Annotated in this window: 22 protein-coding genes and 2 pseudogenes; 17 read left to right on the top strand and 7 right to left on the bottom strand. The window is 43.1% G+C overall.

What is annotated here, in order from left to right; genetic code table 11:
* Positions 1-32: 32 nt before the first annotated feature.
* Positions 33-1,997: an ATP-binding protein gene (locus V7L20_RS16820; RefSeq protein ID WP_334745173.1), complete on the bottom strand. Its 1,965-nt coding sequence runs from the start codon at positions 1,995-1,997 to the stop codon at positions 33-35.
* A 1,371-nt stretch (positions 1,998-3,368) separates the two neighbouring features.
* Here V7L20_RS16820 and V7L20_RS16815 point away from each other — a divergent pair.
* A complete protein-coding gene (locus V7L20_RS16815) occupies positions 3,369-4,568 on the top strand; it encodes an eCIS core domain-containing protein (RefSeq protein WP_334745172.1) in 1,200 nt (399 codons plus the stop codon).
* A 221-nt stretch (positions 4,569-4,789) separates the two neighbouring features.
* On the opposite strand, the gene V7L20_RS16810 is transcribed toward V7L20_RS16815, so the two are convergent.
* The 4 genes from V7L20_RS16810 to V7L20_RS16795 form a co-directional block, all read right to left on the bottom strand.
* Positions 4,790-5,689, bottom strand: coding sequence for a reverse transcriptase/maturase family protein (locus tag V7L20_RS16810; protein ID WP_334745201.1), 900 nt, complete (start codon positions 5,687-5,689; stop codon positions 4,790-4,792).
* 498 nt (positions 5,690-6,187) lie between these two features.
* The gene (locus V7L20_RS16805; protein ID WP_334745171.1) at positions 6,188-7,465 is read right to left on the bottom strand and encodes a DUF4255 domain-containing protein; all 1,278 of its coding nucleotides are present in this window, start codon (positions 7,463-7,465) and stop codon (positions 6,188-6,190) included.
* 351 nt (positions 7,466-7,816) lie between these two features.
* A complete protein-coding gene (locus tag V7L20_RS16800) occupies positions 7,817-8,488 on the bottom strand; it encodes a response regulator transcription factor (RefSeq protein WP_334745170.1) in 672 nt (223 codons plus the stop codon).
* A gap of 138 nt (positions 8,489-8,626) precedes the next feature.
* Positions 8,627-9,742 carry a sensor histidine kinase gene (locus V7L20_RS16795; RefSeq protein ID WP_334745169.1) on the bottom strand — a complete coding sequence of 372 codons (1,116 nt, stop codon included), beginning with the start codon at positions 9,740-9,742 and terminating at the stop codon, positions 8,627-8,629.
* Between the two features lie 609 nt (positions 9,743-10,351).
* On the opposite strand from V7L20_RS16795, the gene V7L20_RS16790 reads away from it, so the two are divergent.
* The 9 genes from V7L20_RS16790 to V7L20_RS16750 all read left to right on the top strand — a co-directional run bounded on the left by V7L20_RS16790 (position 10,352) and on the right by V7L20_RS16750 (position 19,099).
* Positions 10,352-10,885 carry a Pvc16 family protein gene (locus V7L20_RS16790; protein ID WP_334745168.1) on the top strand — a complete coding sequence of 178 codons (534 nt, stop codon included), beginning with the start codon at positions 10,352-10,354 and terminating at the stop codon, positions 10,883-10,885.
* Between the two features lie 297 nt (positions 10,886-11,182).
* Positions 11,183-12,886 (top strand): phage tail sheath family protein, encoded by a 1,704-nt coding sequence (locus V7L20_RS16785; protein ID WP_334745167.1) that lies wholly within the window; start codon positions 11,183-11,185, stop codon positions 12,884-12,886.
* Positions 12,887-12,972: 86 nt separating this feature from the next.
* The gene (locus tag V7L20_RS16780) at positions 12,973-13,443 is read left to right on the top strand and encodes a phage tail protein (protein ID WP_334745166.1); all 471 of its coding nucleotides are present in this window, start codon (positions 12,973-12,975) and stop codon (positions 13,441-13,443) included.
* A 78-nt stretch (positions 13,444-13,521) separates the two neighbouring features.
* On the top strand, positions 13,522-13,995 hold the full coding sequence (locus V7L20_RS16775; protein ID WP_334745165.1) for a phage tail protein: 474 nt from the start codon (positions 13,522-13,524) through the stop codon (positions 13,993-13,995).
* Between the two features lie 226 nt (positions 13,996-14,221).
* Positions 14,222-14,710, top strand: coding sequence for a phage tail protein (locus tag V7L20_RS16770; protein ID WP_334745164.1), 489 nt, complete (start codon positions 14,222-14,224; stop codon positions 14,708-14,710).
* Positions 14,710-15,060, top strand: coding sequence for a hypothetical protein (locus tag V7L20_RS16765; protein ID WP_334745163.1), 351 nt, complete (start codon positions 14,710-14,712; stop codon positions 15,058-15,060). The genes V7L20_RS16770 and V7L20_RS16765 overlap by 1 nt, the downstream gene beginning before the upstream one ends.
* Positions 15,061-15,090: 30 nt before the next feature.
* Positions 15,091-15,471 (top strand): phage tail assembly protein, encoded by a 381-nt coding sequence (locus tag V7L20_RS16760; RefSeq protein ID WP_334745162.1) that lies wholly within the window; start codon positions 15,091-15,093, stop codon positions 15,469-15,471.
* Between the two features lie 8 nt (positions 15,472-15,479).
* Positions 15,480-15,611: a DUF6760 family protein gene (locus V7L20_RS16755; RefSeq protein WP_334745161.1), complete on the top strand. Its 132-nt coding sequence runs from the start codon at positions 15,480-15,482 to the stop codon at positions 15,609-15,611.
* A 1,082-nt stretch (positions 15,612-16,693) separates the two neighbouring features.
* Positions 16,694-19,099, top strand: a complete 2,406-nt coding sequence (locus V7L20_RS16750) for a CHAT domain-containing protein (RefSeq protein ID WP_334745160.1) — start codon at positions 16,694-16,696, stop codon at positions 19,097-19,099.
* Here V7L20_RS16750 and V7L20_RS16745 read toward each other — a convergent pair.
* Entirely contained in the window at positions 19,074-19,601 is a 528-nt protein-coding gene (locus tag V7L20_RS16745) for a transposase (protein ID WP_334745159.1), read from the bottom strand. The genes V7L20_RS16750 and V7L20_RS16745 overlap by 26 nt on opposite strands.
* Before the next feature lie 846 nt (positions 19,602-20,447).
* Positions 20,448-21,734 (bottom strand): CCA tRNA nucleotidyltransferase, encoded by a 1,287-nt coding sequence (locus V7L20_RS16740; RefSeq protein ID WP_334745158.1) that lies wholly within the window; start codon positions 21,732-21,734, stop codon positions 20,448-20,450.
* Between the two features lie 306 nt (positions 21,735-22,040).
* Between V7L20_RS16740 and V7L20_RS16735 the strand changes: the two genes are divergently transcribed.
* The 7 genes and pseudogenes from V7L20_RS16735 to V7L20_RS16705 all read left to right on the top strand — a co-directional run.
* Positions 22,041-22,289, top strand: a complete 249-nt coding sequence (locus tag V7L20_RS16735; protein WP_334745200.1) for a Ycf34 family protein — start codon at positions 22,041-22,043, stop codon at positions 22,287-22,289.
* 6 nt (positions 22,290-22,295) lie between these two features.
* A complete protein-coding gene (locus V7L20_RS16730) occupies positions 22,296-22,481 on the top strand; it encodes a hypothetical protein (protein ID WP_334745157.1) in 186 nt (61 codons plus the stop codon).
* Entirely contained in the window at positions 22,478-23,095 is a 618-nt protein-coding gene (locus V7L20_RS16725; protein WP_334745156.1) for a 6-aminohexanoate hydrolase, read from the top strand. The genes V7L20_RS16730 and V7L20_RS16725 overlap by 4 nt, the downstream gene beginning before the upstream one ends.
* Positions 23,096-23,382: 287 nt before the next feature.
* Positions 23,383-24,042, top strand: coding sequence for a tRNA (adenosine(37)-N6)-threonylcarbamoyltransferase complex dimerization subunit type 1 TsaB (gene tsaB, locus V7L20_RS16720; protein WP_334745155.1), 660 nt, complete (start codon positions 23,383-23,385; stop codon positions 24,040-24,042).
* Between the two features lie 375 nt (positions 24,043-24,417).
* On the top strand, positions 24,418-24,888 hold the full coding sequence (locus V7L20_RS16715) for a hypothetical protein (RefSeq protein ID WP_334745154.1): 471 nt from the start codon (positions 24,418-24,420) through the stop codon (positions 24,886-24,888).
* A gap of 123 nt (positions 24,889-25,011) precedes the next feature.
* A pseudogene (locus V7L20_RS16710) lies at positions 25,012-25,326 on the top strand (NACHT domain-containing protein); the annotation flags it as partial.
* Positions 25,327-25,582: 256 nt separating this feature from the next.
* Positions 25,583-25,915, top strand: a pseudogene (locus V7L20_RS16705) (DUF1257 domain-containing protein); the annotation flags it as partial.
* Positions 25,916-25,994 lie beyond the last annotated feature (79 nt).

Below are 25,994 nucleotides of genomic sequence, written 5' to 3'. Positions count from 1 at the left end.
CTACTTGCGCCCCTACCGCGTGGTCTATTGACTTATACCCAGCCTTTGACTTCTTCTTTTGTCAGAAGTCTTTGCAACTTCAGATAATCTCGTTGCGTTGCTGTGAGAATATGTTTCATCATTACTGGTTCATCGGCATCAGCAGCGATAAAAGCGGCATTCATGGCAATGTTGCGAATATTGCCTCCAGCGACTTGTAACTGTGCGAGTTTCTGATAGTCTAGTCCTTTGGTTGGTGTCTGCGGTGGGAAAATGCGCTGCCAAATTTGGGCGCGATATTGGGCGGCTGGGAAGGGAAAATCTACCATAAAGCGGATGCGGCGCAAAAAAGCGGTATCAAGGGCGTTTTTTAAGTTAGTGGTCAAGATTGCTAAACCGCCGTAGGCTTCCATGCGCTGAAGCAAGTAACTTACTTCTACATTAGCATGGCGATCGCGGCTATCTTTAACTTCCGAACGCTTGCCAAACAAAGCATCGGCTTCATCGAAAAGTAAGATTACTCCTCCGGCTTCGGCGGCATCGAAAATCCGCGCTAAATTCTTTTCCGTTTCGCCGATATATTTGCTGACAACGGCGCTGAGGTCGATGCGGTAAAGGTCGAGGCGAAATTGCTGTGCTAATACATCCGCAGCCATTGTTTTACCTGTACCGCTTTCGCCGTGAAACAAGGAGGTAATCCCAAAACCGCGATTGCTTTTGCCAGCAAAGCCCCAGTCTTGGTATACTTTAGACCGCTGTTGCAGATGAGTGGCGATATCGGAAAGTACCTGACGTTGGGCTTCTGGTAGCACTAAGTCATCCCAAGTAGATGTAGCGTTGATGCGTTGGGCTAAGTCATCGAGGCGAGGGCGGGCTTGAGTGCGGCAAAAATCCCAAAGTTGGGAGGAGATTCCCCCTAGCCCTTCTTCAATTGGGGGGGAAATATCTGAAGAACTGGTAACTTGAAGGCAGGCGGCTTTAATGGTGGCTGGGCTGAGGTTAAATTGGGATACCAGCTTGTTCAGTTGTCCGTTGAGTTGGTTTGCTGCTGTACCAAGATGAATTTCCCAGAGGGTTTTTTGTTCGTGGAAGCTGAGGGGAGGAGCATCAAAGCTGACGAAAGTTTGTTGTCGAGTCGGGAGACGTTCTAGGGTGCTGATAATTGCCGGGGTTTGGAGATTTTCAATAAATAGAGAAATCGCTGTTGTTTTAACAGGATCGGCAGTGGAGATGGAGTCACAGTCGAGTAACAATACCCGATTTCCTAATATCGCTTCTCTTTCCCACTTTTGCTTGAGTTGATGCAGTTCCTGGGGGAGACTGGGAAGGACGGCGGCGGAAATTATGCCGAGGTTAAAGCCGAGAGTGTCGCAAATATTGCTGACGATTTGATATTTGGTGGTAGATTCGGAACCGCATAATTGCAGAAGCGGATAATAGTGGGGGGCTTGCGACCAAGTGGCGATCGCGCGATCGCAAATTCCGGCATGGGAAGGAGGCAAAGGTAGGGTTTGGGGAACTGATTCCGGGAAAGTGACAATTCCTAAGAGTTGTTCGTCAACGGCAACTTCCCCTAACAGATAACAGAGAATGCGTTTGTCGATTCTAATCGCCGTTTGGGTGAGGGAAAAGCCAGGGGCGAATTCAATTAATTGCCATCGTTGTAAGGGATTTTGGGGAGAGAGGACAGAGAAACTGGCTCTTGGAAAAACGGAAAGGGCTAAACTGAGGGTGGGATAATTGCGATCGCTGTTGCCATTGGCTTCGGCGCAAAGGTTGGCAAATGTGGGGTCGATTTCCATAGCCACGCACAGCAAGAGAATATCCCGTGCAAAGGCAGAGAGATTAAATTTTGAGCAGATTTGAGCTAAGGCACTGGTTGGGGAGATTGTATCAGGTATTGCGTCCTGGGGTTTGGATTCTATATATGTTTGTAACCACTGACGAATGCGAAAGATTTCTTGCTGAATGATTTGCCAGTTGGTTTGATACCAGTTTGGTAGTCCGGTATTTGTCATAGCTTGGTATAAAAGATGCGGTTGGTAAATGTGGGCGCAGATTGTTTGAAATTCTGTAGGGGAGAAGCATTTTTGCGGCAATCCAATACTAAGATACTCGTGCCTGGGGCGATCGCCTTAAAAGGGGGTAAAAGAGAATTGAGAGCCACCAATTTTAAGCCAATACGGCGAGGTTAGCTTGTTTTTCGAGCGAAGATCCCCCAACCCCCGATAAATTGGTGGGCTATTTTCTTGCTTTACCCCCTTTTTAAGGGGGTCGCCGCAGGCGGGGGGATCTTAACCGAACCGTATTGCATTTTACAGCTATTTTCAGGTAAATAGACCACGCGGTAGGGGCGCAAGGCCTTGCGCCCCTACAACAGATGTGGAACAAACACGAGAAAACTGCTGTAAGCGATGGTGGTTACACAAGTCGGAAAAACACCATCTAGCATAGATTTGGGGTGCGTTACGTTGGCGGGAGAAAGCGAAATTCTTGCAATCATGGCGAATTTGTTACTTTTGCGAACTCATTCGTTACTTTCGCGAACCCATTTGTTACTTTGGCGAACCCATTTGTAACTTTCGTAAACTTATTTGTAACTTTTGCGAAGCCATTTGTTAATTTGGCGAACCAATTTGTTGATTCGGTGATCACATTTGTTACTTTTGCGAATCAATTTGTTGATTCGGAGATCACATTTGTTACTTTTGCGAACTCATTTGTTGATTCGGCGAACTCATTTGTTGATTTGGCGTGTCCAAAACGCACCCCAGAGAGTCTAGACTTACAGCTCAATACAGGGAAATAGACCACGCGGTAGGGGCGCAAGGCCTTGCGCCCCTACGACAGATGTGGTTCAAAGACAAGAAACTGCTGTAAAAAAAGCAAAAAAATTGTAGGTATGGTTTACCTAAGGAGACCCAACACGAATCATAGCGGTTCTCAATTGGGCGAGATACAGACCAAACCTCCAGCCCCAACCCTCGCGTTCGCGCAACGTCTCGATGAGTGGCTAGGGAAGTAAGCCTCAAAGCCTCTCTCCTTTTAGGAGAGAGGTTAGGATAGGGAGAAAAAGTATTGCATCCAAACAAGAAGCGCTATTTGTAGGGTTTCGCATTGCTCAACCCACACCTCCACAAAATAAAGATTAAAACTTTCACCGAACAATTGGGCAATAACCTTTGTAACAAAACGATAAAGCTTGTATCCAGAAGCCTCGCCAAAACACTAATTAATTATTATAGAAGAGTGCAAGATTATACTTTCAGCTATAGTAGGAATTCTGCAATTCCCCGAAAATTATCTCACATATATATATAGCGAAGTGAGGAAAAATTATGTCCGAACACACTGGTAAGGTACAAGCGAAATGGTGGCAGCCCCCCGCAGTGCAAACAGCAAGTTTTGGATTCTCCACCAGACCATTTCCTGAGATTGCGAGAAAGGAAGAGGGACACGAAGCGCGCCTTGACCGCACCGAGAAGAAAGATAGTCCGCCGGGAGGGATGATTGATAATATCAACCGCTCACTCGCATCAGCCAGCCCGCCCGCACATGCACAGATATTGGGACTGGGAGGAGTGCAAGCAAAGCTGACCCTCGGCACAGTGGGCGATGTGTACGAGCAAGAGGCAGACAGGGTGGCGCGGCAAGTGGTAGATGAAATTCCCAGTTCCGCATTCCGAGCAAGGAATACAACGTCGGAAGGGGAGAGAATAGCCAACGGCGGCGAAGCGGGACGGGTGCAACGGCAGATAACTGTGCGGGCGGCGAGCGATGCAGGGGGAGAAATTTCAAGCGAGTGGGAAGGGGAGTTGGAGCGTGCCAAAGGCGGGGGACAGCCGTTGTCGCAGACGGTTCGAGAGCAGATGGAACGTGGATTTGGGGCGGATTTTGGCGGCGTGCGCGTGCATACAGGGGCGCAGGCAGATATGTTGGCAAGGTCGATTCAGGCGCGTGCTTTCACGACGGGAGAAGAAGTGTTATTTAGCAAGGGGGAATATAATCCGGAGAGTCGGGAAGGAATGGAGTTGTTGGCACATGAGTTGACTCATGTAGTGCAGCAGAATGGAGATAAGGTAAAAAGGAAGAGTGAAGGGATAGGAGGAGAGAAAATCCAAAGGGTAAAAAAGGGGGATAAAGGAAAAGGAAAGGTGGCAGAAACAGAGGAACGTCCGGAAGCGCGCGGAGGGGAGGTTTATATAGCAATAGATGGTGTGGAATGGAGAGACGGAGTAACAATCCGGGTAACCATTGATTCGCATCAAAATAAACACCAGAGTACCAAGATACGGGAAATCGGTATGATGGACGGTACGAGCGGCAGTTATTTTCCCGAGAATGTAGATTTAGATCACCACAAAAAATATTTTGTCCCGATGGTAATAGAGTGGGGAAGAGAAAATGCGGAAAGAATAATTAATGCACAGGGAAGGAGTGTATCGGCAGGCAAGTATGATATAGCACCAGGTGAGATTGATTTCGAGGTGAATGGAGTGTATAAAAATAGGGAGAAGAGAATCGATGTAAACTATCATTGCAACCCAAATAAAGCGACAGAAAAAAAGAAAAAAGGGAAACGAAAGTGAGGCAAAACTCCGAAAAAAAACGAGAGATAGAGGTGGAGTCAGAATGGAGAGAGTGAAAATGGAAGCGGGGGAGTGCGGCAGGCGATATTGGAGGCAGGGAGAGTTTGTCAGCGAAAAACAAGGAAAGCCGACGATAGAAGAAGAGGTTAGATACGGAGAGGGATGGGAAGGTTATGTGCACGGAACGAGCAAAAGAGCGTACGCAGCATGGGATGGGAGTGTTAATGAAATGTAACGCAGCAAGTCAAAGTTGATTTCCGGTGCGAAAAGCAGATGCTAACGCACCCTACGAGCGACAGTGCGATCGCCAGTCTCGGAAGGTAGTGTGTACGTAGTGCGATCGCCTGTAGTAGGTTGGGTAGAGGCAACGAAACCCAACACCCTTCGACTCTCTCTCCCAGTGTCAAAACCCCATCAACCCCACTCCTCACCCACTGCCACCACCGCCCCAAATATTCCCCAATGCGCCCAACCGACGCACCTAGCTCATAAAGCCGGGAAACCTTCTCCAAACACCTATCCACCGTCTTCTGGGCAACCCCCAAACCCGACGCTGAAAACCAAAAACCCAAAAAATCAAAGCCCCGTGATATCCGCCCGATAAACGTCTTATCCAAGTGCTTTTCCACCCGCAAATCCGCCATTACCGCATTCACCGCCTTAATCGCCTTTCGCAACTTCCAGCGCGTCGGGGCCAATATCACCCAATCATCCATATACCGCACGTAAAAGCAACCCAATTCTGCCATCCGGTCATCCAACGGCTTCAGGTACAGTGCCCCCATCAGCGGCGACAGCGGACACCCCAAGGAGATCCCCTGTTCGATATCCGTATATTCCCCGCCATCGGACACAAACCGCTTGAGGTACTGCCCCACCAAATCCAACACCACTTCATCAAGTACATACAGACTCACCAAATTAAATAAAATCTCGTGGTTAATACTGGCATAGTAGCCTTTGACATCCGTGCGAAACACAAACTCATTCTCGTGCAACTGGGTAGCCACTTCCCGCACCGCCCTTTTCAGTCCCCCCGTCCCAGCCAGATGAAAGCAGCGGGGTGACAAATGGGGTTGCAACTCCTCATGCAGTGCGATCGCCAAAGCCTTCAATACCATTGCATCTTGCGCCGCCAAAATTTCCTTGACCTCTCCTTGCCCCGTCACCAGCCGTTGTTCCCGAAACCGATAATTTCCCGCCCGCAGTTGCGCCACAATCAGCGGTTTTTTCTCATCCCACCACCGCCGCAACTGCCAGACATCATTATTGTAGTGATAGTGCAGCCGACGTTCGCACACCCACTCATAAGCTTGTGCGAGAATGCGATCATCGGTGACTCGTTCGATTAACTGCATTGACGTTTACAGCTATTTTCAGGTAAATATACCACGCGGTAGGGGCGCAAGGCCTTGCGCCCCTACAACAGATGTGTCATATAGAATTGTGGTAATTACGAAAAGCTTGTGCGAGAATGCGATCATCGGTGACTCGTTCGATTAACTGCATTGACGTTTACAGCTATTTTCTGGTAAATATACCACGCGGTAGGGGCGCAAGGCCTTGCGCCCCTACGACAGATGTGTCATATAGAATTGCGGTAATTACAAATAACATCATTACCTATTTCTAATCGTTATTTTAGGACTAATATACTGATTAAAAGTTTGACTATCAGGATTTGTATCCACGCTCAAAATACTTTCCGCACCGTCCACTTGTACACGCGCTAAATATTCTCCTGTCTTGACTCCAGAGATAACAAATTTAATCAAATTAGTATATTCCTGCCGTCGCTTAGAAGCTTCAAACATATAACCTACAGGATCATTTGACGAACGCTCATTTAACAACAAAACTACCTGCTGCCCTTTAGCAATTTTAAGATTAACTTTGATACTTACCTCAAGCGATCGCAGTTCATCTCCACTCCCTTGAATCTTAGATACTTTAACTTGTAAAATCGTTGGGCGCACTACAACAGCGACTGCGTTTGACTCCACTCTGCCTCTAAGCGCTGGCGGTATCCCTGTCATTACTTGATGAACTACTTGCAACCTCTGCACACCAGCCCGCAAATCATCAGCAGATACACTTGACAAAGGCAATAATATCTGCTTTTCACTTACCTGTTCTGGAGTCACCACCACATCACCTATCCGCACATGGGTGACATCGCCCTTTAACCGTTGACCTCGAATCATCAAAGAACTGTCTGCTAAAATCGGCTGATATACACCTGCTTGCGACACAACTTTTTCTACCATTGGTTGAGCCATAAAAGGCACGAGTAAAGGTTTATATTCCCGCACAGGCAATGCTTTTTGAGCCGACTCCGCCCCATCAATTAAAACAACGCTGGTTTGGTAGGCAATTGATAAATTATAGGGAGTCTGGAAAAGTACAGACCAGACCTTAGATAAATCTTCTAATGACAAATCAAGTGGCTCAATTTTGATTGTTTCTACTTGATTAGCGAGGTCAGAATCAGCCAAAAAGCTAAAGCTTGAATCAACCAGCGTATCCTGAATCATCTGCTGATTGATTATCGAATAGTCTTGCAGCGTCCGTACAACGCTACCTAGCAGACGTTGCGGTTCCAACTCGATTTCATTACCATAGAAACTCAGCAAGTAGTAAAGGTCTAAACCTCTTTGGCTACGTTTGGTTGACTGTCGATTCCGCTCTCCATAGGCATGTCCATTATTTTTACTCCAGAGATGATTAAGCGTGACATGGTAAAGAAATAAATTAATCCCTGTTTCTGGCGTACCGCTTCCCAAATTACTAGGCTTAACTGTTGTTACCCTAGCGTTATCCACATCTAGTTGAATGCTTGCCTGCAAAGTTCTTTGTAGCACTGCTGTTACAGTGGCAATCGCTAAATAATTACTCATTTGTTATCTATTATTTATTTTGTGTTCAGTGTAAATAAATTTATTTTTTACAATTCAAGTAAACTCCTGAAAGCTCAGAAAAAATCGTTCCTTCTGATTATCGAGAAAGGCAGGAGGCAGAAGGAAAGAACCGGAATTAAAACCCCCATTAAAAAGGCAAAACCGATATTACACCAGAATTCATGTATTTGAACCACATCTGTTGTAGGGGCGCAAGGCCTTGCGCCCCTACCGCGTGGTCTATTTACCTGAAAATCGCTGTAAAGCTCCCCAATTTATCGGGGGGTTGGGGGGATCGATAACGTTTTGCTACCGACGAAAGTAGGGGCGCAAGGCCTTGCGCCCCTACTTTTAAGCAGAAACTAAGTTAAGTTTTAAAGCTTTAACGATCGCCTGAGTGCGGCTGTTAACTTTTAATTTTTCAAAGATAGCCGTCAAATGTGCTTTAACCGTAGCTACTGTAATATAAAGTTCGCGGGCAATCTCCTCGTTAGCTGCACCTTTGACTAGCCATTGTAAAACTTCTTTCTCCCGCTCAGTTAAGTGAATGCCTTGCGCTGCCTCCCAGGTAGCTTGCGTATAAGAGTGAAATAAGCAGAAAAACTGAGTTGATACTTCTGGGGAAAGATATATCTGATTATTCAGGACAGTAGCGATCGCATCACAAAGTTGTGTAGCCACATGGTTTTTCAAAACGTACCCATAAGCCCCAGCTTGCATTGCCCGAAATATCCATTCTTCCTCGCTATGTCCAGATAAGACTAACACTTTACCCTTGTAAGATAAATCTCTCAAGCGGGTCAGGGTAGTAATCCCATCCCCTTGAGCTAATTCCAAGTCTAACAACAACAAATTTGGCTGTTGCTGTGCGATTAAGTTTAAGGCTGTATCCATCGAATCTGCTTCGCCGACAACCTGAAACTGTGCATTGCCACTATTGCTGTAGAAATTCAGCAGAGTTAGCAAACCTGCTCGAAAGAGCGGTTCATCCTCTACCAGGACAATTGAAACAGGTGATACCATTTTGGATTTTAGATTTTGGATTGGGAATTAGCTTTCTATGTCTAGGTTCTATAAATTCATGTATCGCAATCATTTTTTAAATTGATGCGACTCAGTTGTTAGAATAAATGGTCTAATTTCTGTAATTGCTATTTTTGATTAGCAAGGTAATGTAAAGGAAAACTGTGCCCCTCCCTCAAGGAGATTGTCTACCCAAAGACTGCCGCGATGGTCGAGGATAATTTTTTTAGCGATCGCTAATCCTAACCCTGTTCCTCCTAGTCTTTGAGTATAAAAAGGCGCAAATACTTGTTCTAGAGCCTCTAGGGGAACTCCAGGGCCGCGATCGCGCACTTGAAAAATTGCTTCATTTCTAAATATTTGCCAGTGACAGCTAATTGTTCCCCCCTCAGGGCTAAAACTAATAGCATTGCTCAACAAATTGTCGAAAACTTGCTTTAACTGCCACCGATCCACTGCTAAAATAATTGGCGTATTCGGATACAATATATGCAGTTGTTTTTGCTCCAGCCAAGGTTGCAAATCTTGAATACTCTCAGCCAATACCAGCCTCAAATCGCAACTAGTAATTTGCAATTTGGCCTGCTGCCCACAGTAAACCAAACTCTTCAAGTTACTACTTAACTTCTGTACAGTTTCCCCAATTACTTTTGCTTGTTCTTGCCCTGCACCTGTGGGTAAAGAAAGCCGAAGATTTTCGGCATAGAGAGCGATCAAAGCCAGAGGATTGCGTATTTGATGTTCACAACGCTGTACAGCTTGCTCAAGTAGTTGAATCTCTGCCTTTTGCCGAGAATATTCTTTATAAAGGGCTAGATAATGGCTCAATAGTTGAGCCGATTGCTCTACACACTGTTGTTGGAACACAGAAAGAGGCTGATAGCTTAACACCAAAAGATACTCAGGATGAGATCCTTGTTGACACAGAGGGAAGACGTAGGCATTGTAGGGGGTTGCTGCGATCGCCAGTTTGCTCAACTGCAAAGCAGGTAAAGAATCTACCCACCACAATTCTGACTCTAGGTAAGAAATTTCTGAATAAGAACTTAATTGTTCTTGTCTGTAGTCTGCCACTATCCGACTCTTTCCTCGATCTAGGTCATTGTAAACACTCCAGACAGCAATGCTTGGTAGTTGTGTTGCTAACTGTTCAACTTGTAGCTGACAGATACTTCTCATATCTGGATAGCTTAATAGATGAGACAAAGGTATAGTTGAAGAAGCTGCATACATCTGGGATAGTGATTTTTGCATACTAAATTAGTAATTCCTCACTGGGAAGATTACATACGCTATGGCAATAGATATCTAAAATAAATAAATGGTATAATTGATAACTTTAAAGCTTGCGGCTCATTTGAATCAGACATTTCAACAAGGTAATAAAAGTTGTCTGCACCGATTTAAAGGTGCATTTTATACAAAACCCTCAATCTACCACAAAATAATTTTGCAATAGGTCTGAGAGGATATTTGAAAAGTCTTCTTGTGGGTATCAAAACGTTCTATATCCCTCTAAATCCACACCACGTGCTTCAAGTCGGCAGAGCCGCAAGACCGCGCTGGCTCCCCTTTTTAAGGGGAGCCAGCGCGGTCTTGGGGTCTCCCCAAGTGGAGCGACTGGCGTGGGCTAGGGGGACAATAAGTGCCTAAAATCACAGCCAAACACTTTTCAAACATCTTCTAATACGTAAAATATGTGATTCACCGCAAGCTATGAATACTTATTTTTAAGATTAGTAGTGTTTTCTGCTGCTTAGTTAATTAGGACACAATTTTTAAACTTTCGACCAAAGTCTAATAACCAGCAGGTATATATATCCTTAATCTAGATTTATACAAACTAAGTGCCCAGTATGTTCTATGCTCCCTGCTGTTACTCAGACGTTGGCAAAGATCCTGGCTAGTGGAACTTCTCTAATCAGTACAGAGCAAATAGATTTTAACCACCCTGGTCTACAACAGGGTATAGAGCCATTGCTGAACCTATACTGCTATGACATACGGGAACATAACAAAGGGCAACACTCAGTTTGGCAACTAAAGAACAGAAATAGTTATGACACAAAGGATATAACCTCTGAGAAATACTCAACTGTTTGGATTGATGTATCTTTTTTGGTAAGTGTCTGGGGGTTTACAGCGCTGGGGGAGCAACGTCTGCTGTCAGAGGCATTAAGGCTATTATTGGGTCACCGCTTGCTGCCAGAAGAGATGCTAGATCCTACACTGCGTGGTTATGGCAACTTACAATTGCTTGTTTGTGCCATTAAGCCTCTAGATGCATTAGCTTTGTGGAGTGCTTTGGGTGTCAGGTTACGTCCAGCTTTATATGTGACTGTAACAATACCCTTGCACCTAAAAGCAGAACAAATACATCCAAGTAGATTTAATTAACTTAAAAGACTAATTAAACGCAAGTCTAGTACACACGGCGTAAATAAACATACCCTTCGGGTGACGCTCCTTCGTCGCTCTAAGCGTTCGCGTAGCGTCTCGTAGAGAAGCTATGCCGTAGGCTTTACGCTGCGCTAACACCAGTCGCCTGCGGAGGGAAACCCTACCAAGAGCGCTGGTTCACCATTTAAAATAGCGCAAAAGCCTGTAATACAATTCTTTTGACTTTTGACTTCCGCCTTGCGGTACTAGTGCCTATTCATTACCAACTTCGTAGCAAATATAAAAAGAGCGCTTATGCCCAGATTAGATTACTTTGCTCCTGGAGTCTACGTCGAAGAAGTAGACCGTGGCAGTCGCCCGATAGAAGGTGTCAGCCTGAGTGTTGCTGGTTTTATTGGCTTTACCGAAGATGTACGTGGTGAGGCCGAACTGTTCCAACCGATGATGGTCACCAGTTGGGATCAATACCTGGAATACTTTGGCAAGCAAGGGTCTGATGGCTTTACAGACTTCAATGCTTATCTGCCTTTTGCGGTTTACGGCTGGTTTCTGAATGGCGGTGGTCGCTGTTGGGTTTCTAGCATCGGTATCAAGCTGCCTGGTTCGGAAGCACCACCTGCTGAAGAAAGTGCTACAAAGCTGTTAAACTCAGGCGGTCGTCCATCTTTGCGGTTCTCTATTAAGCCATCTGAACAAGAAGAAAGCGCACTCGCTCTGCCAGGATCTACCCCCCGGTTGACCGTGCAAATTCAATCCAGTACGCCTAAACCTCTCCCTGAAGACGCACCCGAAGGTACAGAACCGCCACTAGACTCAGGCGAATTCTTCACTGTCGTAGTCAAGCGGGGTGAGCAGGAGCTTGAACGGTACGAGCACCTGACAATGAACTCGGCGATCGATACACAGGTAGCAGACTATGTAGTTACGGTTCTGGAAACATCTGAATTCCTGACTATTGAGGATATCGCCCAAAGCGGGCAATCTCTATCCCGCCGTCCTGTAAATGGTATGTACGAGGTCAGCCCACCTCCTCATATTTCTACTCCAGACCGCTTCCCCCGCGATTTGCAAGGGACACGCGAGGATCGCAGTGGCGTCCAGGGGATTTTTGAAATTGACGACGTTGCTATGATTGCCTGCCCAGACCTGATGCGGGTCTACCAAGAGGGACTAATAGACCTTGATCAGGTACACGGGATCATGGAAATGATGATCAGCAGGTGTGAGAACTCCTCGCCCAGTCCCCCTTTCCGCATGGTAGTTCTCGATTCGCCTCCTTGCAAAAATGGTGCAGCAGTACCAGCTGAACAAGTTAAGCCGCAGCATGTAGCGCAGTGGTTGAGCGCTTTTAACCGCCGCTCCCAGTTTGCCGCTCTCTACTATCCCTGGATCAAAGTTGCTAACCCCCGCAATGGCGGTAGACCGATTGCTATTCCTCCCTGTGGTCACATGATGGGTGTCTGGTGCCGTACCGATGAAACTAGAGGACTTTACAAAGCACCCGCTAACGACACTCCTCGCGGTGTCATCGGTTTAGCATACGAAACCAACTTCCGCGAACAGGAATTGTTGAACCCGTTAGGTATCAACTGCATCCGCAACTTTGCTAACTTCAATCGAGGCATTAAGATTTGGGGCGCTCGCACCCTGGTTGAGCCGGATAACATTCAGTGGCGTTACATTCCTGTTCGCCGCCTGATGAGCTACATCGAAAAATCGATTGAAATTGGTACCCAATGGGTGGTGTTTGAGCCGAACGATTCTAGACTCTGGGGTCGCGTTAACGCTACTGTCTCCAGTTTCTTGGAACGCCTGTGGCGCGAGGGAGCGCTAGTGGGAGCAAGTGCTGCTGACGCTTTCTATGTCAAGTGCGATGGAGAACTCAATACTCCAGATACTATGATGCTCGGCCGCTTGTACATCGAAATCGGCGTTGCTCCTGTACGCCCTGCGGAATTTGTGATCTTCCGCATTAGTCAGTGGGCTCCAGGGCAATAGTTAATTAGTAATTGGTAATTACAAATACTAATTACCAATTACTTACTGCTAATTAGGAATACTAAACAGTTTGCAAGGAGTAAAATATGGCAGTAGAAGTAATTTCTTCTAGTAATTTTGCCTTTGAATTTGGTGGCACAGTTTATCCAATCAAGAGCTTCAGTGGTATAGATGTGGAGGCAAAAATCGCTGCTGCTGATCTTCCTATAGCAGTAGGTGCCAACGGACAGGTAATTTACCAGACAACTTCTAGTGGTTACACCGATAATAAAAACTTTACTATCGAGGCAGCTCTGGAAGATGGCAACAAGAAACTATTCGACATTTGGGCTAAAGCTCTACCTACAACATATTCCGGCGGCGGTGGCAAATGGAATGATGGTTATACTGATGGCAAAATAACCATCTTAGATGCTAGCGGTAATGACGTAGTGAGTTACGATCTCAAACAATGTCAAATTGTCAGTTACTCAGTGTCAGATTTTGATGTTGCTAGCAGCAATATTTTGATGGAATCATTTGAATTTAATTGTCAAACTATCCAGCGATCAAAATAAATAAAAGCGTTTGAGTAAAAGTCTTTTAAGTGAGACAGATGCCAGAGAGTTTGTATGCATATAACTAGGAGTAAATAAATGGCAGAATATTTAGCATCGGCTAGGTTTGAATTTAACGCCGATGGACTCGATGACAAGTTATTTGTTCAGAAAGTTTCTGGTTTAAAAATGTCTATTCAAGTTACTGCTACCGATGGGCCATTAGGGGTTACTGCGGGCAGCAAAGTGACTGCACAACAAGCTGCTTCCGCAGTCAAAAACGAAAATATAACCATCACATTTGTCACCAATAGCGATAAACCCAAAGCAGTATCAGATTGGTTTTACAATTCTCACTCCAATAGAGATTCAGGCGGAGGGACTCAGACTAGAGGTGAGCTAAAAACTGCTGATATTAAAGTCTTTAAACAAGATGGCAGCGAATCAGCTAACTGGCACTTCCAGGGTGTGATGCCCCTATCATATAAAATGTCAAACCTGGATGTTGCTGGCAACCAAGCGCTCACAGAAACCGTATCTTTTTCCTATACCTATGTGCAACGCACAAAATAAATAGTTGGTTGGGTATCTATTGCCACGTCAGATGCACAAATTGCGATCGCATTTGACGTGCTACTTCAAAAGACGTGGCTTTGCCCGCACAATAATCTCTCTATCGTTGCAAAATGCGAAGCTAATCGGCATTTCATGTCTTTTTTGTCTTCTACTAAATTCCCTAGCCACCGAGCGTAATTCGAGTGGTGTAGTAATAAAGCTAATTAACTCAATTGCAATAACTGTGCTAAAACAACCCGAATTTCTCACAAGTTGCCGTTTTTACCTGGAACTCAAACTTGACGGTAGCATCGATAGTGCAGATGGCTACTTTATGGAGTGTCAGGGTTTTAAGCGCACGCAGGAAGTAATTCCTATTTCCGAAGTAACGCCACAAGTTTGGAGTAAAGCCAAAACTGGTCGGATTGTCAGTACCCACATTCCCGGTAATCTCAAAAGTAGTAATTTAGTGCTACGTCGGGGTATGACATCATCTATGACCTTGTGGAACTGGTTGAAGGCAGTAGAAGAGGGAAATTGGGCGCAACAGCGGCGAGATGGTATTTTAACTATCTATAACCAAGCAGCCGAAGCACAGGCAACATTTGAATTCAAGGGTGCATGGCCGACTAGCTATACAATTACTGATGTCAAAGCCTCTGCTAATGAGCTAGAAATTGAAGAGATTGAATTAATCGTTGAAGAATTTAAGCGAACAAACGTAAGTAAGTAATGTTTCAAACAGAGTTTGAATTTACCTTGCCCAAGGGATACCTAGATACGGATGGCAATCTGCACCGCAAAGGTGTAATGCGTTTGTCTAAAGCGATTGATGAAATAGTTCCTCTGCGAGATCCCCGTGTAAAATCAAATCCAGCCTATGCTACGGTCGTGATTCTGGCTCGCGTTATTGGACGATTGGGAGCAATAGATGAAATAACTCCTTCTGTTATAGAAGGGTTATTTGCCTGCGATCTCAATTATTTGCAACGATTTTATCGTCAGATTAACGAACTTGATGGGGAAGATGAAGCGTCGCCAAATACTGCGAAACTGCCATCAGAGCAGATAGATATTAGTTAAGCTAAATTTTGTTTTTAAATTGGAATTTTCATGGACAGTCACGAGATCACAGACACAGAATTTGAATTTATCTTGCCTAGAGGTTTGGTAGAAACCGAAGGGATGGTTCATCGCCTTGGGGTGATGCGCTTGGCAACGGCAAAGGATGAAATATATGTGCAGAAACATCGTCGCACTAAAGAAAGTTCAGCCTATGGTGTCTTGGTAATGCTATCTCAGGTAATTACGCGGTTGGGAAATTTATCTTTAGTCACGCCTGAATTATTGGAAGGTCTTTTTACGCGAGATTTGGCATATTTACGGGAGTTTTACAATCGGATTAATCAAGACGGCGATGTTTATATTCCGGTTGAGTGTCCCCATTGTAATAGTAATTTTCAAGTGGAGTTTTCTCTGTCGGGGGAATCATAAGCTACCCCTTGGAGCAACTGCACGAAGAGGTAGCATTTATTGCCTTTTATTTTCATTGGTCTTTAGAGAAGATATTGACACTACCTCATGCAAATCGGCGGCTTTGGGTGTCAGAAATCGCCAAGATTAAACAGCAATGAGATACAGCCCATTCGATTTGAATGAAGTTGCAATAATGGCTTAATTTCAATGTTCACTTTTGCAGCAGCTTCAGTTTTACCTTTGATTCCCATAGATTCGCCAATATTAGCAACAACATTGGCTAAGGAAGAGACAGGATTGTACAGTGACAAATTAAATGATGTTGAGGCAAATTCGTGTCATCAAACTAAGCCTTACCCACTTTAGGCTTGCAACAATTTGTGTTGATATAGCCTATAAGTTCCCTGTGCTGCTTCTGGGCTGAACGCTAGAGAGTTCAAGCTTCATACCCTCGATGACATTAATTTGGCACAGCGACAAATAAAAAGTCACTGTACAAAAGTACTTGGAATGCAGCCAACCGATTTAGCGGCTGGGTTGATGTCCCCCTGAGTCATCTAAGTCGCCTTGAGGCGATTGCGGCACTTGAGTTGAATGGTTAACATTAAAGGTTTAATTATTTTCTATAAAAATATATTTTTATGTATCCATAAATAAATTATTTTAGTATTAATTAATAGCCATTAATTTAAAAATAAGCTAATTTACATTTGAGTAAATATTTGATTTGTTTAGTTTATAATTCCCTGAAGCTTTACAATTATTTATATTCTGTGGAATTTTTTATTAGTTTTTATTAGTAAATAAGATGGGTTCGCCCTGTGCGATCGCTACTTCATGAATTTTGCATTTTGCACAATAAGAGCTTTTTTTATTTCCAGTAATTCATATAGCCCACCTGCTCTATACTTTTGCAACCATCTTGTCACAGTAGAGGTATCGTAACGTTCAAGCGTTTTCCAATTTCTTGCTGCTCCTTAACCTGTCCGCTTATTACGCACCACAGCATAATAAGTTTTTCTTTCTGGTTTCTCAAGTTAGCTGTTTGTAGACAAAAATCCCTTAATTTTAATTATAAGGATTTCCCTGTTGCCTGTTGCCCGTTCCTTGTTCCCTTTTAATGCAAAAACCCGACTTTTAGCTAATTGACAAGGTAGCCTCATAAAAGGGAAATTAACTTCACTCCTAGCTTGTTATTCACAAAGGTAGAGGCAAAAGGTTATGACTATCTCCAAAAATTATGCAAATTTTATCAGTTAATAAGAAAAAATATACTTTCATTTTATTTGTTTTACATTCTTTAATTTCATTGCATTTAGCAGCACTTTTTTTATCACCAGTTGGTTTGGCTCAAGCTGTAGATAATCGTCTATATCGAGCCGATTTACTGCTACAGTTAGGAATTAGGCAGCATCAGACTGCTCAATTTGCAGCGGCTTTAGAGTCTTTGCAGGAAGCGTTGCAGCTTTATCAGCAGAAAAATAATGCTGTTGGAGAAGCTAATACTTTAGGAATTTTGGGGGAAATCTATTTTACTTTAGGGCAGTACGGGCAAACAATTAAGCATTATCAACAGCAGAGAACCCTTTTTCACATGCTTGGCGATCGCGAAGGGGAAGCTCAAGCTTTAGAGGACTTGAGTAATACTTATATTTATCAAGGAGATATCAAACAAGCGAAAATACTGCATGATTTAGCCCAAAAAATTAGAAAAGAAATTGGCACTCCTCAAGGAGAAGCTGCTTTTTTAGGCAACATCGGGTTAGCTTACGAATCCCACGAACAATTTCCTCAAGCAATTGAACTTTATCAGCAGCAGTTAGCAATCACTCAAAAAAATTATGATACTGCTGCAATAGATAATTCCTTAAACAAATTGGTACAGGTTTACCAGTCGCAGGGAAAATATCCACAGTTAATTGAACTATATCAGCAGCAATTGGCGATCGCCCAGCAAAATAAAGACGCGGTAAGCGTTGCTGATTTACTTAGTCAACTAGCAGCAGCATACAAAACACAAGGACAATATCAGCTAGCGATAAAAATATATCAGCAGCAGTTGTTAGTAACAAGAAATATCAAAGACTCCCTGGGAGAAATGAAGTCTCTGAGCAATTTGGGAGACATTTATTGTCAGAGTGGAGAATATGAACAGGCCCTGGAAGTATATAAACAGCAGTTAGCGATCGCTCGCAACCAAGGCAAACAATTACAGATAGGAACAGTATTCAATCATATCGGATTAACTCTGCTGAAAGCTCGCAAACTATCGGAAGCTGAAAAAACACTGCTTAATGCTACAAATGTTTGGGAAAAAATCCGGTCAAAAGTAGGAAGCAACAGTATTAACTATACTCAAGACCAAGCCGCTACTTATCAAATTTGGCAACAACTTTTGATTGCCCAAAATCAACCGGAAGCCGCCTTAGAAATGGCAGAACGTGGTAAATCTTGGTCTATTGCCCAGCTACTAGGAATGCGCTTGTCTTCTGAACCAGTATGGGCTGCTGCCAAAACTGCTCCTCGCGAAATCAATCCTCCCACAATTGCCCAAATTCGCCAAATCGCTAAACAGCAAAATGCCACATTAATTGAGTATTCGATTATTCCTGATGAAGGGCTGTATGTTTGGGTTGTGCAGCCATCAGGCCAAGTAAAGTTTCGCCGCATTGATATCAAATCTCAACATACAATCTATCCTGTTTCTTCCTTAGCCAATGTTGTTGCTAATGTTGGCGAATCTATGGGAATCAAAGGTAAAACTGAAGCTGCTGCAAAAGTGAATATTGAAATCAAGCCATTATTGCAACTTTATCAGTTACTAATTAAACCAATTGCTGATTTGCTGCCAAAAGAAACTGCTAACCGTCTCATATTTATTCCCCAACAAGAACTTTCTTTGGTTCCTTTTCCAGCCCTAGTTGATATATTTGGCAAATATCTAATAGAAAAGTACACAATTGTCACGGTTCCTGCTATTCAAGTGTTAGCTTTAACTCATAAACAACAACGGCGTTTTTCCAGAGATAATGCGCTAGTAGTAGGCAATCCTAGTATGCCAAGAATTCCGCTCTTTATTGGGCAACCGCCGCAACCTTTACCAACCCTTGTAAATGCAGAACGAGAAGCCTTAGAAGTTGCCGAATTGCTCAAGACTAAACCTTTGATTGCAAATCTTGCAACGAAGAAGACTGTTTTACAACAATTAAACAAAGCTAAGACAGTTCATCTAGGAACTTATGGGATAATAGATGGGATAAAGCGGCAAGGTATCCCAGGTGCGATCGCCCTTGCTCCAAGTGACAGCGATGGTGGAGTGCTCAGTGCCGCAGAAATTTTAGACTTAAAACTCAAAACGACACTATTTGTGATCAGTGCCACAGAAACAGGCAAGAGTCAGATTAGCAGTGACGGAATTAGTGGTTTATCCTTGTCCCTGATTTCTGCTGGAGTACCAAGTGTAATTATACCCTTGTGGTCATCACCTGAAGTGCCCACCGCCTCTTTCATGACAGAGTTTTACAACCAGTTGAATCAGACACACGACAAAGCACAAGCTTTACGCCAAGCAATGCTCAAAACAAAGGAACAATATCCGAATCCTAGAGATTGGGCAGGATTTATGCTAATTGGTGAGGGTAAATAAACGAGACATCCCACAATGATATTGGTCGCTGTGGCAGATTTTCACACACAAGTTTGAGTTGAGCCGCGGCTTTGCTAATAGGATTGTCAAAACTAGTGATGCGTTCGTGTAACAATGGTAATGCCCAACTTCCGTATTGTTCTGGAATCCAGGCTATTGTGCTGTAACCTTGCCCTACTGTCACTGGTTTTGCTCCAGACATGGGTTGAGCTTGATGTTCGTAGGTACGGTCTTTTAGTGTTTTAGCATGTGGTCTTGACCAAGCCGTATGATCTCCTGCTAAAACCAGTTGTCTTGTTTGCGGTAACTGTGCAATGTACAACTGCATCAATTCAAATCTTGGTGGTAAGCCATCTTCTATGGCTTCATAAATGCTCGACCATTGCCGTCGAAACACTGGTGATGTTGATAACTCGACGAACGAGTACGCACTACGTGTTACTAACACTGCATCCATCAGGTCAAATAACGCATCTTTGGCATTACCTAACAGGGTGTACACTTTGGTACGGAAAAGTTTTACGCTTATCAAATGTCATGGTCAAGCTGTATTTTTTCTTTAAATCTCAGCATTGACCAAAATGTGGTCAGTTCAACAAGACTGACCGCTTTTTTCTCTATTTAGTCTAAACTCCAGTTAGGAAAAATGCCTGATTATTTACTCAAAATGCCATTTGACTTACTCAAAATCAGCTTTTACTTTCTCAAAAGCAGCTTTTACTTTCTCATTTTGGTGTTTTCCGCAAGCAAAATCAGCTTTTACTTTCTCAAAAGCAGCTTTTACTTTCTCATTTTAGTGTTTTCCGCAAGTAAAATTAGCTTTTACTTTCTCAAAATCAGCTTTTACTTTCTCATTTTGGTGTTTTCCGCAAGCAAAATCAGCTTTTACTTTCTCAAACCCCAGTTTGCTTTCTCATTTGAGTAATTCACGCATTCATTTTGGTATATCATTGACCGGAAAGCTTGCTACGCTATCCCCTGATTTATTTTAAGAAACTTCTTGTGCTGTGGGGTTAACGATTAAATTGCAACCAATTTTTTGAGCAGCTTTCTTCTTTTTCTGGAATTGGTATCAGGAGTAAGAATGGGCTAAACGCCCCGCTACCGCTAACAGAATTAATTCTGATTAAGTCCCCCGCAACTAAGTAAGTCGGTGAAAATAAATCAAACTATGTAACATAATGTAAAATCAGTGAAACCCCTGTGATTGCTTCATTACACTTTGTTTCATTCGCAATGACATAGCGTGAATTATTTAAGTCGTTCTACTTAACAAGCGGCAAGTTTTGTGGTGCGATCTAAATCCCCGTTGCAAAACTTAATTACGAATTACGAATTATTTTAATATCTAACCTTCAAGTAGTTGACGTGCATAAGCGATCGCTTCTATTCTTGTTAAAACTTTCCCCTCAGCTTGGGCTACACCAATTTCTCTCAACAGTTGCCCGATAATTGGCGAAGCTGGAATATCTAATGCTATAATCAACTCCTTCCCGCTCACTAGTGGAGTGGGATGAGCGAGCAGATCATCAGGGTTCAGGTAGCGGTTAATCAAAGGTGTCCAAAGAAGGCAGCATTTTGCTTTAGTTTCCATTGCTATGTGTAGTGGCTTGTCATTAGACATCGCCTCTACCAAAATATCAAGTGCTACAGCTAAGACTGTCATCGCGGGAAAGACAATATCTGCGTCATGAAAGAAAAAGTATTGTTCTCGCAAAGACATATCGACTACTTGAAGCTGCGGTAACAGTTTCAAGGCAGTGGTTACACCCCGGATTTCGGCACGACTATAAGTTAGTTCCTGTAGTTCTATTTCTGCTAATTCTGGATCTGGGTTGACAAGACAAGCAAGTTTGGCAATACCTAACCAAGTGGTTTTGATACTATCGCGGACATATTCTTGCAGTTTTTCTCCTAATTGTTGCCAATTTTGGCTGAGTAAGGCGGCGGCTTCATCAACTGCTGCTAATTTTATCAAGCTTTCACGGGTGGCATTTTTGAAGAAAGGCGCAAGTAAACCATCTTCCCAAGCACTTGTAATCCAGGGAGTACCCTGAGAATTTGCCAGTAGATAGCCAATTTCTACCCTAACTCGTTCGGCTGCAACTTTGCTGATATGTGATGCCAAAGAACGAATTGCAGCTTGGGTAGCTGGCTCAATAGTAAAACCTAGTTGGGCAGCTTGGCGATAACCTCGCATTAACCGCAAAGGGTCATCTTCTAGGTTTGCAGGTGATACCATTCGCAAAATGCCCTGTTGTAAGTCTGCATAACCTTGCAGAGGATCAATGATTTCTTGGGTATGGGGATTATAAGCGATCGCATTTACTGTAAAATCCCGTCTGTGCAAATCAACTTCTAAACTATCTCCTTCCTGTTGGGCAAAGTCAGCTGTGGCGTGGGGAAAAACCACACGCGCAATTTGTCGTTCTGCATCGAGTAACACAAAACCAGCTTTGTAATGATGAGCGATCGCTCTTGCTACCTTTACCGCCTTAGATGGTATAACAAAATCTAGATCCAGATATCCGCGAGTTCTGCCAAGGATAGCATCTCGAACAGCGCCACCTACCATGTAAGCGGGTTGTGGCAAGAATTCCAAGCTGAAAGGCCAATTTTTGGGAGCTAATACCATTTTGGATTTTAGATTTTAGATTGTGTACTCCTACGGTGAAGCAAGCTACGAGTAGCATCTTGTAGAGAAAGAGTAGAGGCTACGCTGTCAGTGGCGGGTCTGAATCCCCTACGCTATTATTGATTTTGACTGAACACGGACTTTCCTTGCTCTGCTCCTAAATTCTGACCAAAGCAACACAAACGTCTCCGGCTTTGCTTCTGAATTCTTCTTCAAGCATTGTAATAAAAATCAACCCAGCAACTCATGAATAAGAGTTGGGCTTACGTTAGATTAACAATAAAGGCCCCTGGAGTTGGTTCTATTATGTGTATTTGCGTGAATTGCCACTATGTAGACCGATGTGTTACCTATCATGCCGTAGAAGGGCAGCACCAACAGCCTCACTTGACCGAAATACCAAATTTTGATCCGAATGAACCTTCTATCAATGTCAACATTCGGACTAAAGATGATGTAATTGAAATGGAATGGGATGTTGTTGGTTGTCTAAGCTTTAAGCGGGAAACAGGTAAGTGGTCGAAATTGCGTCCGGGTGAATTAGTGCCCACTTGAGAGAAAATGATTGGTGTATCTTACAGCTATTTTCAGGTAAATAGATCAGGCGTAGGGGTACAGCATTACTGTGCCCTTACCACAGATGTGCTTCAAATACATGATTTCTGCTGTAATGATTTGGTATGGGGAGGAGATGTCACCAAAGCGATCGCAGAAAATAAAGAAGCCAGCCAAGAGAAACCAGCATGACCAACGCACAGCGACTAGACCATGTAGAAGATGAACTCCAAACTGTTAAGCGATTGTTAGTGTCTACTGCTAGCTACGCAGAATCAGCAGGCAGGCGGCTTGATGAGTTGACGATAAAACAAGACCGTACCCAATCTCACCTTGATGAGTTGACGATAAAACAAGACCGTACTCAATTTCACCTTGATGAGTTGACGATAAAACAAGACCGTACTCAATTTCACCTTGATGAGTTGACGATAAAACAAGACCGTACTCAATTTCACCTTGATGAGTTGACGATAAAACAAGACCGTACCCAATCTCACCTCGATCAACTAGAGGTAGGTATTGACCGGGTAGGGGCAAAGGTTGACCAACTTTCTGATAAAGTTGATAGTTTTATCACTCACACGCAACGCCTATTTATAAAGGCAGGCAGTGAGATCGAGGAAACAAAAGCACGAACTGAGCGATTAGAAGCACTCATGCTAAAGCTTGACCGAAGCTTTGAGGAACAAAAATCTCAGTTTCGGGAGTTTCAACTTACTACTGGTGCTGCCTTGGAGCGAATTGACCGAGTTTTAGACTATCTACTGAGACAACAAGGCGGTAATCAAAATCCCCCATCTTAGCCGCGATCGCTATTAGAGAGTGAACAGCAAGCGAACATTTGCGATGCCTGTGGTGATCACTGAGCTTTGTCGTACCCCTACGGGGAAGCAAGCTAGCAAGAGCGTCTCGTAGAGAAGTGCGGGCTACGCCTACGCGTTCTAATTTTGTAGAAACAGGAAAATGTTTGCCCTAAGACTACTGTCTAAAGCAGAAGAAAAGAAATGTAGTCTATTCAATTAAGAACCGCTATGTTATATGCTTGAATAATTCATGTTAACTTTCTAAAAAATAGCTATTTTAAATAACTTTGATAACGGAACTAGACGACCTTGCCATAAATAAATACGCTTTAGCACTACATACCACCACACCAGAATTAGGTTTGGGAATTAGTAATTTTGCAGGCGATACTCGCTCTAAAGTTTGGAATTTGGGGCGTGATTTATCTAGCTTAGTGCATCAATATTTAATTGAATTTATCAAACCGCAAACTTGGGCAGATTTTTCCTTGATCGCAGTTGCAAAAGGTCCTGGCGGCTTTACTGGGACTCGAATTGGCGTTGTCACTGCTCGCACTTTGGGGCAACAGTTAGATATTCCTGTATTTGCGATTTCAACTTTAGCTGCGGTAGCTTGGTCACAAGCAGGCAAAAATCAAAATATAAAAACTATTGCTGTGGAAATGCCAGCACAACGAGGTCAAATTTTTGCTGCTATTTATCAGTTTGAACCAGATACTTCTAAATTAAAAGTGTGTTTGTCAGATAGAGTGTTGACACCAGAAGCATGGCAGGAAACTTTAGCGAATTGGAACAATGATTATCAGTTGATTCAAGCTCAATCTGGGTTAGCAGCGACGGTGACGAGTATTTTAGAACTAGCTAATCTCGATTGGCAAGAGGGCAAATTTCCTAATTGGTCAGAGGCTTTGCCATATTATGGACAGCATCCTGTAGAATTTTTTTAACTGACATACGTCAATCTATTCGCCACGTTCTAAATAATCCTAATGAATCGCGCGCAAATAGCCTATCTATAGAATAATACGCTTGGTTTAAGGCTAAAACTATTTGTCAAAGTCAATTTTTTTACGTAGACGCAAAGTGGCTTGCCGCAGGCTACCGCCAAGGACGCAAAGAACGCAAAGTAAGAGAAGGAAGAGGTTAAATTAGAATGATAAGAGGGAGCAACGCGATTTTCTGAAGTTAGACAAAAAACGAGTAACGATGTTCCACCCAGCAGGAGGCGATCACTAAAGCATAGCTTTCAGTAAAATGTATAAAATGTTCAGGCACTGCTGGGATTAAGGGAAGAATCGAAAATTTAGATAGGCAAGGGTATTATGGATTGGTTAGTTGTTTGGGGAGTTAGTAATGCTATCGGCTTTCTGTTTCAACCCGTAATGCAACAGTTTGCCCAAAATTTAGGAAAAGATTTAGCAAAAGATGTATTAAAAGACGTATTAAAGGGCATCCCTACGCAGTTTTCACAGAGATTTAAAAAGGAAGAAATACAAATTACTGCTGGTAAAACAGTGAGGGAATTTCTGGAGTTGGTGCAAAATGATTTACAAGATAGTGGACTATCTGAACAACAGATTAAACAGTATAACCAGCCACTAAAGAAATTTCTAGAGCATGAAATTGTTAAAAAATTATTAGGAAGTGTCTTTATTAGTGTTTTAAATCATCAATCTGAAGTTTTAGAGACGAAGAGATTAGAAAAAATCTGGAGTGAACTGAAATTGCTACTTCTACCGGATGATTTTAACTGGAAGAGGCTAAGTAATAAGTATATTATAAAAGTTAAATAAATTGTCTTAGCATCCAATGCTTTTAGAGATATCTATAATTCTTACATCCTGGAAACAATCAATGAAAACATAGAAAGAACTGCTGTTATCAACCCAGGTTTTGACTTATATAAATATCAAGGCGTAATCGTAACATCTCGGGTAATTGGTTATAAGCCACAACGGTTCGGAAATGCTGGGTTTCGTCACTTTATGCTGCAAGATATAGAGCAGTACCAAATTGATGACTTTATTCACCGATGGCACGAATTGACTTTCAATGATAAGGCTGAAAAAATCAGAAAGCGCGATCGCCTCCAAGCTGCCATCAATACCTCGTCTGCAATTCGGGAACTAGCAGGAAATCCTCTGCTACTGACAATGATGGCGATTCTTAACCGTAATCAGGAACTACCTAGAGATCGTCTAAAACTCTATAACCAAGCATCACGAGTACTTGAATTGGCAACACGATGTTGACACGTTATCTATCCTTAAAACTCTTGCTCGGTCAGGCAATGTAAGAGCAGCAATAGAGTTGTTACTACTCGATAAGATTGATGCTAAAACTCTAGATTTTCTTAAAAAAGCTATCAACTCTGATAGAGTTATTGAGGAGTTGAAAGGCACTATAAATCTCAAAGAATTGCAATTACTATTAAATAATGAAAAAGACATGAGTTTAATATTAAATAATGAAATAGACATGAGCTTGATGAAAAAGGATCTCAGAAATATCAGATTGAAGAGAAGAGGAATACAAATAGAGACAGGTCATTTTAGTACATTGCGTACCAGAATTACCAATCCTGAATGCTTGAAGGCATCTCTGCATAGTTTAGGTATCGCAGTCAAAACTTATGCTGATGTCCGTGGCTCTAATGGACAGACAGTCAGAAGTGACATTGTTGCTGTTCTTGAAGGCAACTATGATGTTGGTTGGTCAGTCAACAGCGATGGAAATTTTGACTTGATTGTTAACTTCTGGAGTCTTGCCAAGAAGTACAATCAGACTGAATTTATTAATAGTATTAACCAGAGGTATGCAGCGATGATTCAAGGATACAAGCGTTTCTTGGGTTAGAACACCTCTCACATAGTTCTTATTCTGTAGCCAGCCCCAATTT

Origin of the sequence: Nostoc sp., from assembly GCF_036916735.1 — a bacterium.
In the GTDB taxonomy this organism is placed as follows: domain Bacteria; phylum Cyanobacteriota; class Cyanobacteriia; order Cyanobacteriales; family Nostocaceae; genus Nostoc.
This window is presented reverse-complemented; position numbering and strand designations above follow the sequence as displayed.

Excerpts from the sequence above, each read along its gene's own strand:
- V7L20_RS16820 (WP_334745173.1), bottom strand. The coding sequence starts at position 1,997 with ATGACAAATACCGGACTACCAAACTGGTATCAAACCAACTGGCAAATC.
- V7L20_RS16810 (WP_334745201.1), bottom strand. The coding sequence starts at position 5,689 with ATGGTATTGAAGGCTTTGGCGATCGCACTGCATGAGGAGTTGCAACCC.
- V7L20_RS16805 (WP_334745171.1), bottom strand. The coding sequence starts at position 7,465 with ATGAGTAATTATTTAGCGATTGCCACTGTAACAGCAGTGCTACAAAGA.
- V7L20_RS16800 (WP_334745170.1), bottom strand. The coding sequence starts at position 8,488 with ATGGTATCACCTGTTTCAATTGTCCTGGTAGAGGATGAACCGCTCTTT.
- V7L20_RS16795 (WP_334745169.1), bottom strand. The coding sequence starts at position 9,742 with ATGCAAAAATCACTATCCCAGATGTATGCAGCTTCTTCAACTATACCT.
- V7L20_RS16790 (WP_334745168.1), top strand. The coding sequence starts at position 10,352 with ATGCTCCCTGCTGTTACTCAGACGTTGGCAAAGATCCTGGCTAGTGGA.
- V7L20_RS16785 (WP_334745167.1), top strand. The coding sequence starts at position 11,183 with ATGCCCAGATTAGATTACTTTGCTCCTGGAGTCTACGTCGAAGAAGTA.
- V7L20_RS16780 (WP_334745166.1), top strand. The coding sequence starts at position 12,973 with ATGGCAGTAGAAGTAATTTCTTCTAGTAATTTTGCCTTTGAATTTGGT.
- V7L20_RS16775 (WP_334745165.1), top strand. The coding sequence starts at position 13,522 with ATGGCAGAATATTTAGCATCGGCTAGGTTTGAATTTAACGCCGATGGA.
- V7L20_RS16765 (WP_334745163.1), top strand. The coding sequence starts at position 14,710 with ATGTTTCAAACAGAGTTTGAATTTACCTTGCCCAAGGGATACCTAGAT.
- V7L20_RS16760 (WP_334745162.1), top strand. The coding sequence starts at position 15,091 with ATGGACAGTCACGAGATCACAGACACAGAATTTGAATTTATCTTGCCT.
- V7L20_RS16750 (WP_334745160.1), top strand. The coding sequence starts at position 16,694 with ATGCAAATTTTATCAGTTAATAAGAAAAAATATACTTTCATTTTATTT.
- V7L20_RS16740 (WP_334745158.1), bottom strand. The coding sequence starts at position 21,734 with ATGGTATTAGCTCCCAAAAATTGGCCTTTCAGCTTGGAATTCTTGCCA.
- V7L20_RS16735 (WP_334745200.1), top strand. The coding sequence starts at position 22,041 with ATGTGTATTTGCGTGAATTGCCACTATGTAGACCGATGTGTTACCTAT.
- V7L20_RS16730 (WP_334745157.1), top strand. The coding sequence starts at position 22,296 with ATGATTGGTGTATCTTACAGCTATTTTCAGGTAAATAGATCAGGCGTA.
- V7L20_RS16725 (WP_334745156.1), top strand. The coding sequence starts at position 22,478 with ATGACCAACGCACAGCGACTAGACCATGTAGAAGATGAACTCCAAACT.
- V7L20_RS16715 (WP_334745154.1), top strand. The coding sequence starts at position 24,418 with ATGGATTGGTTAGTTGTTTGGGGAGTTAGTAATGCTATCGGCTTTCTG.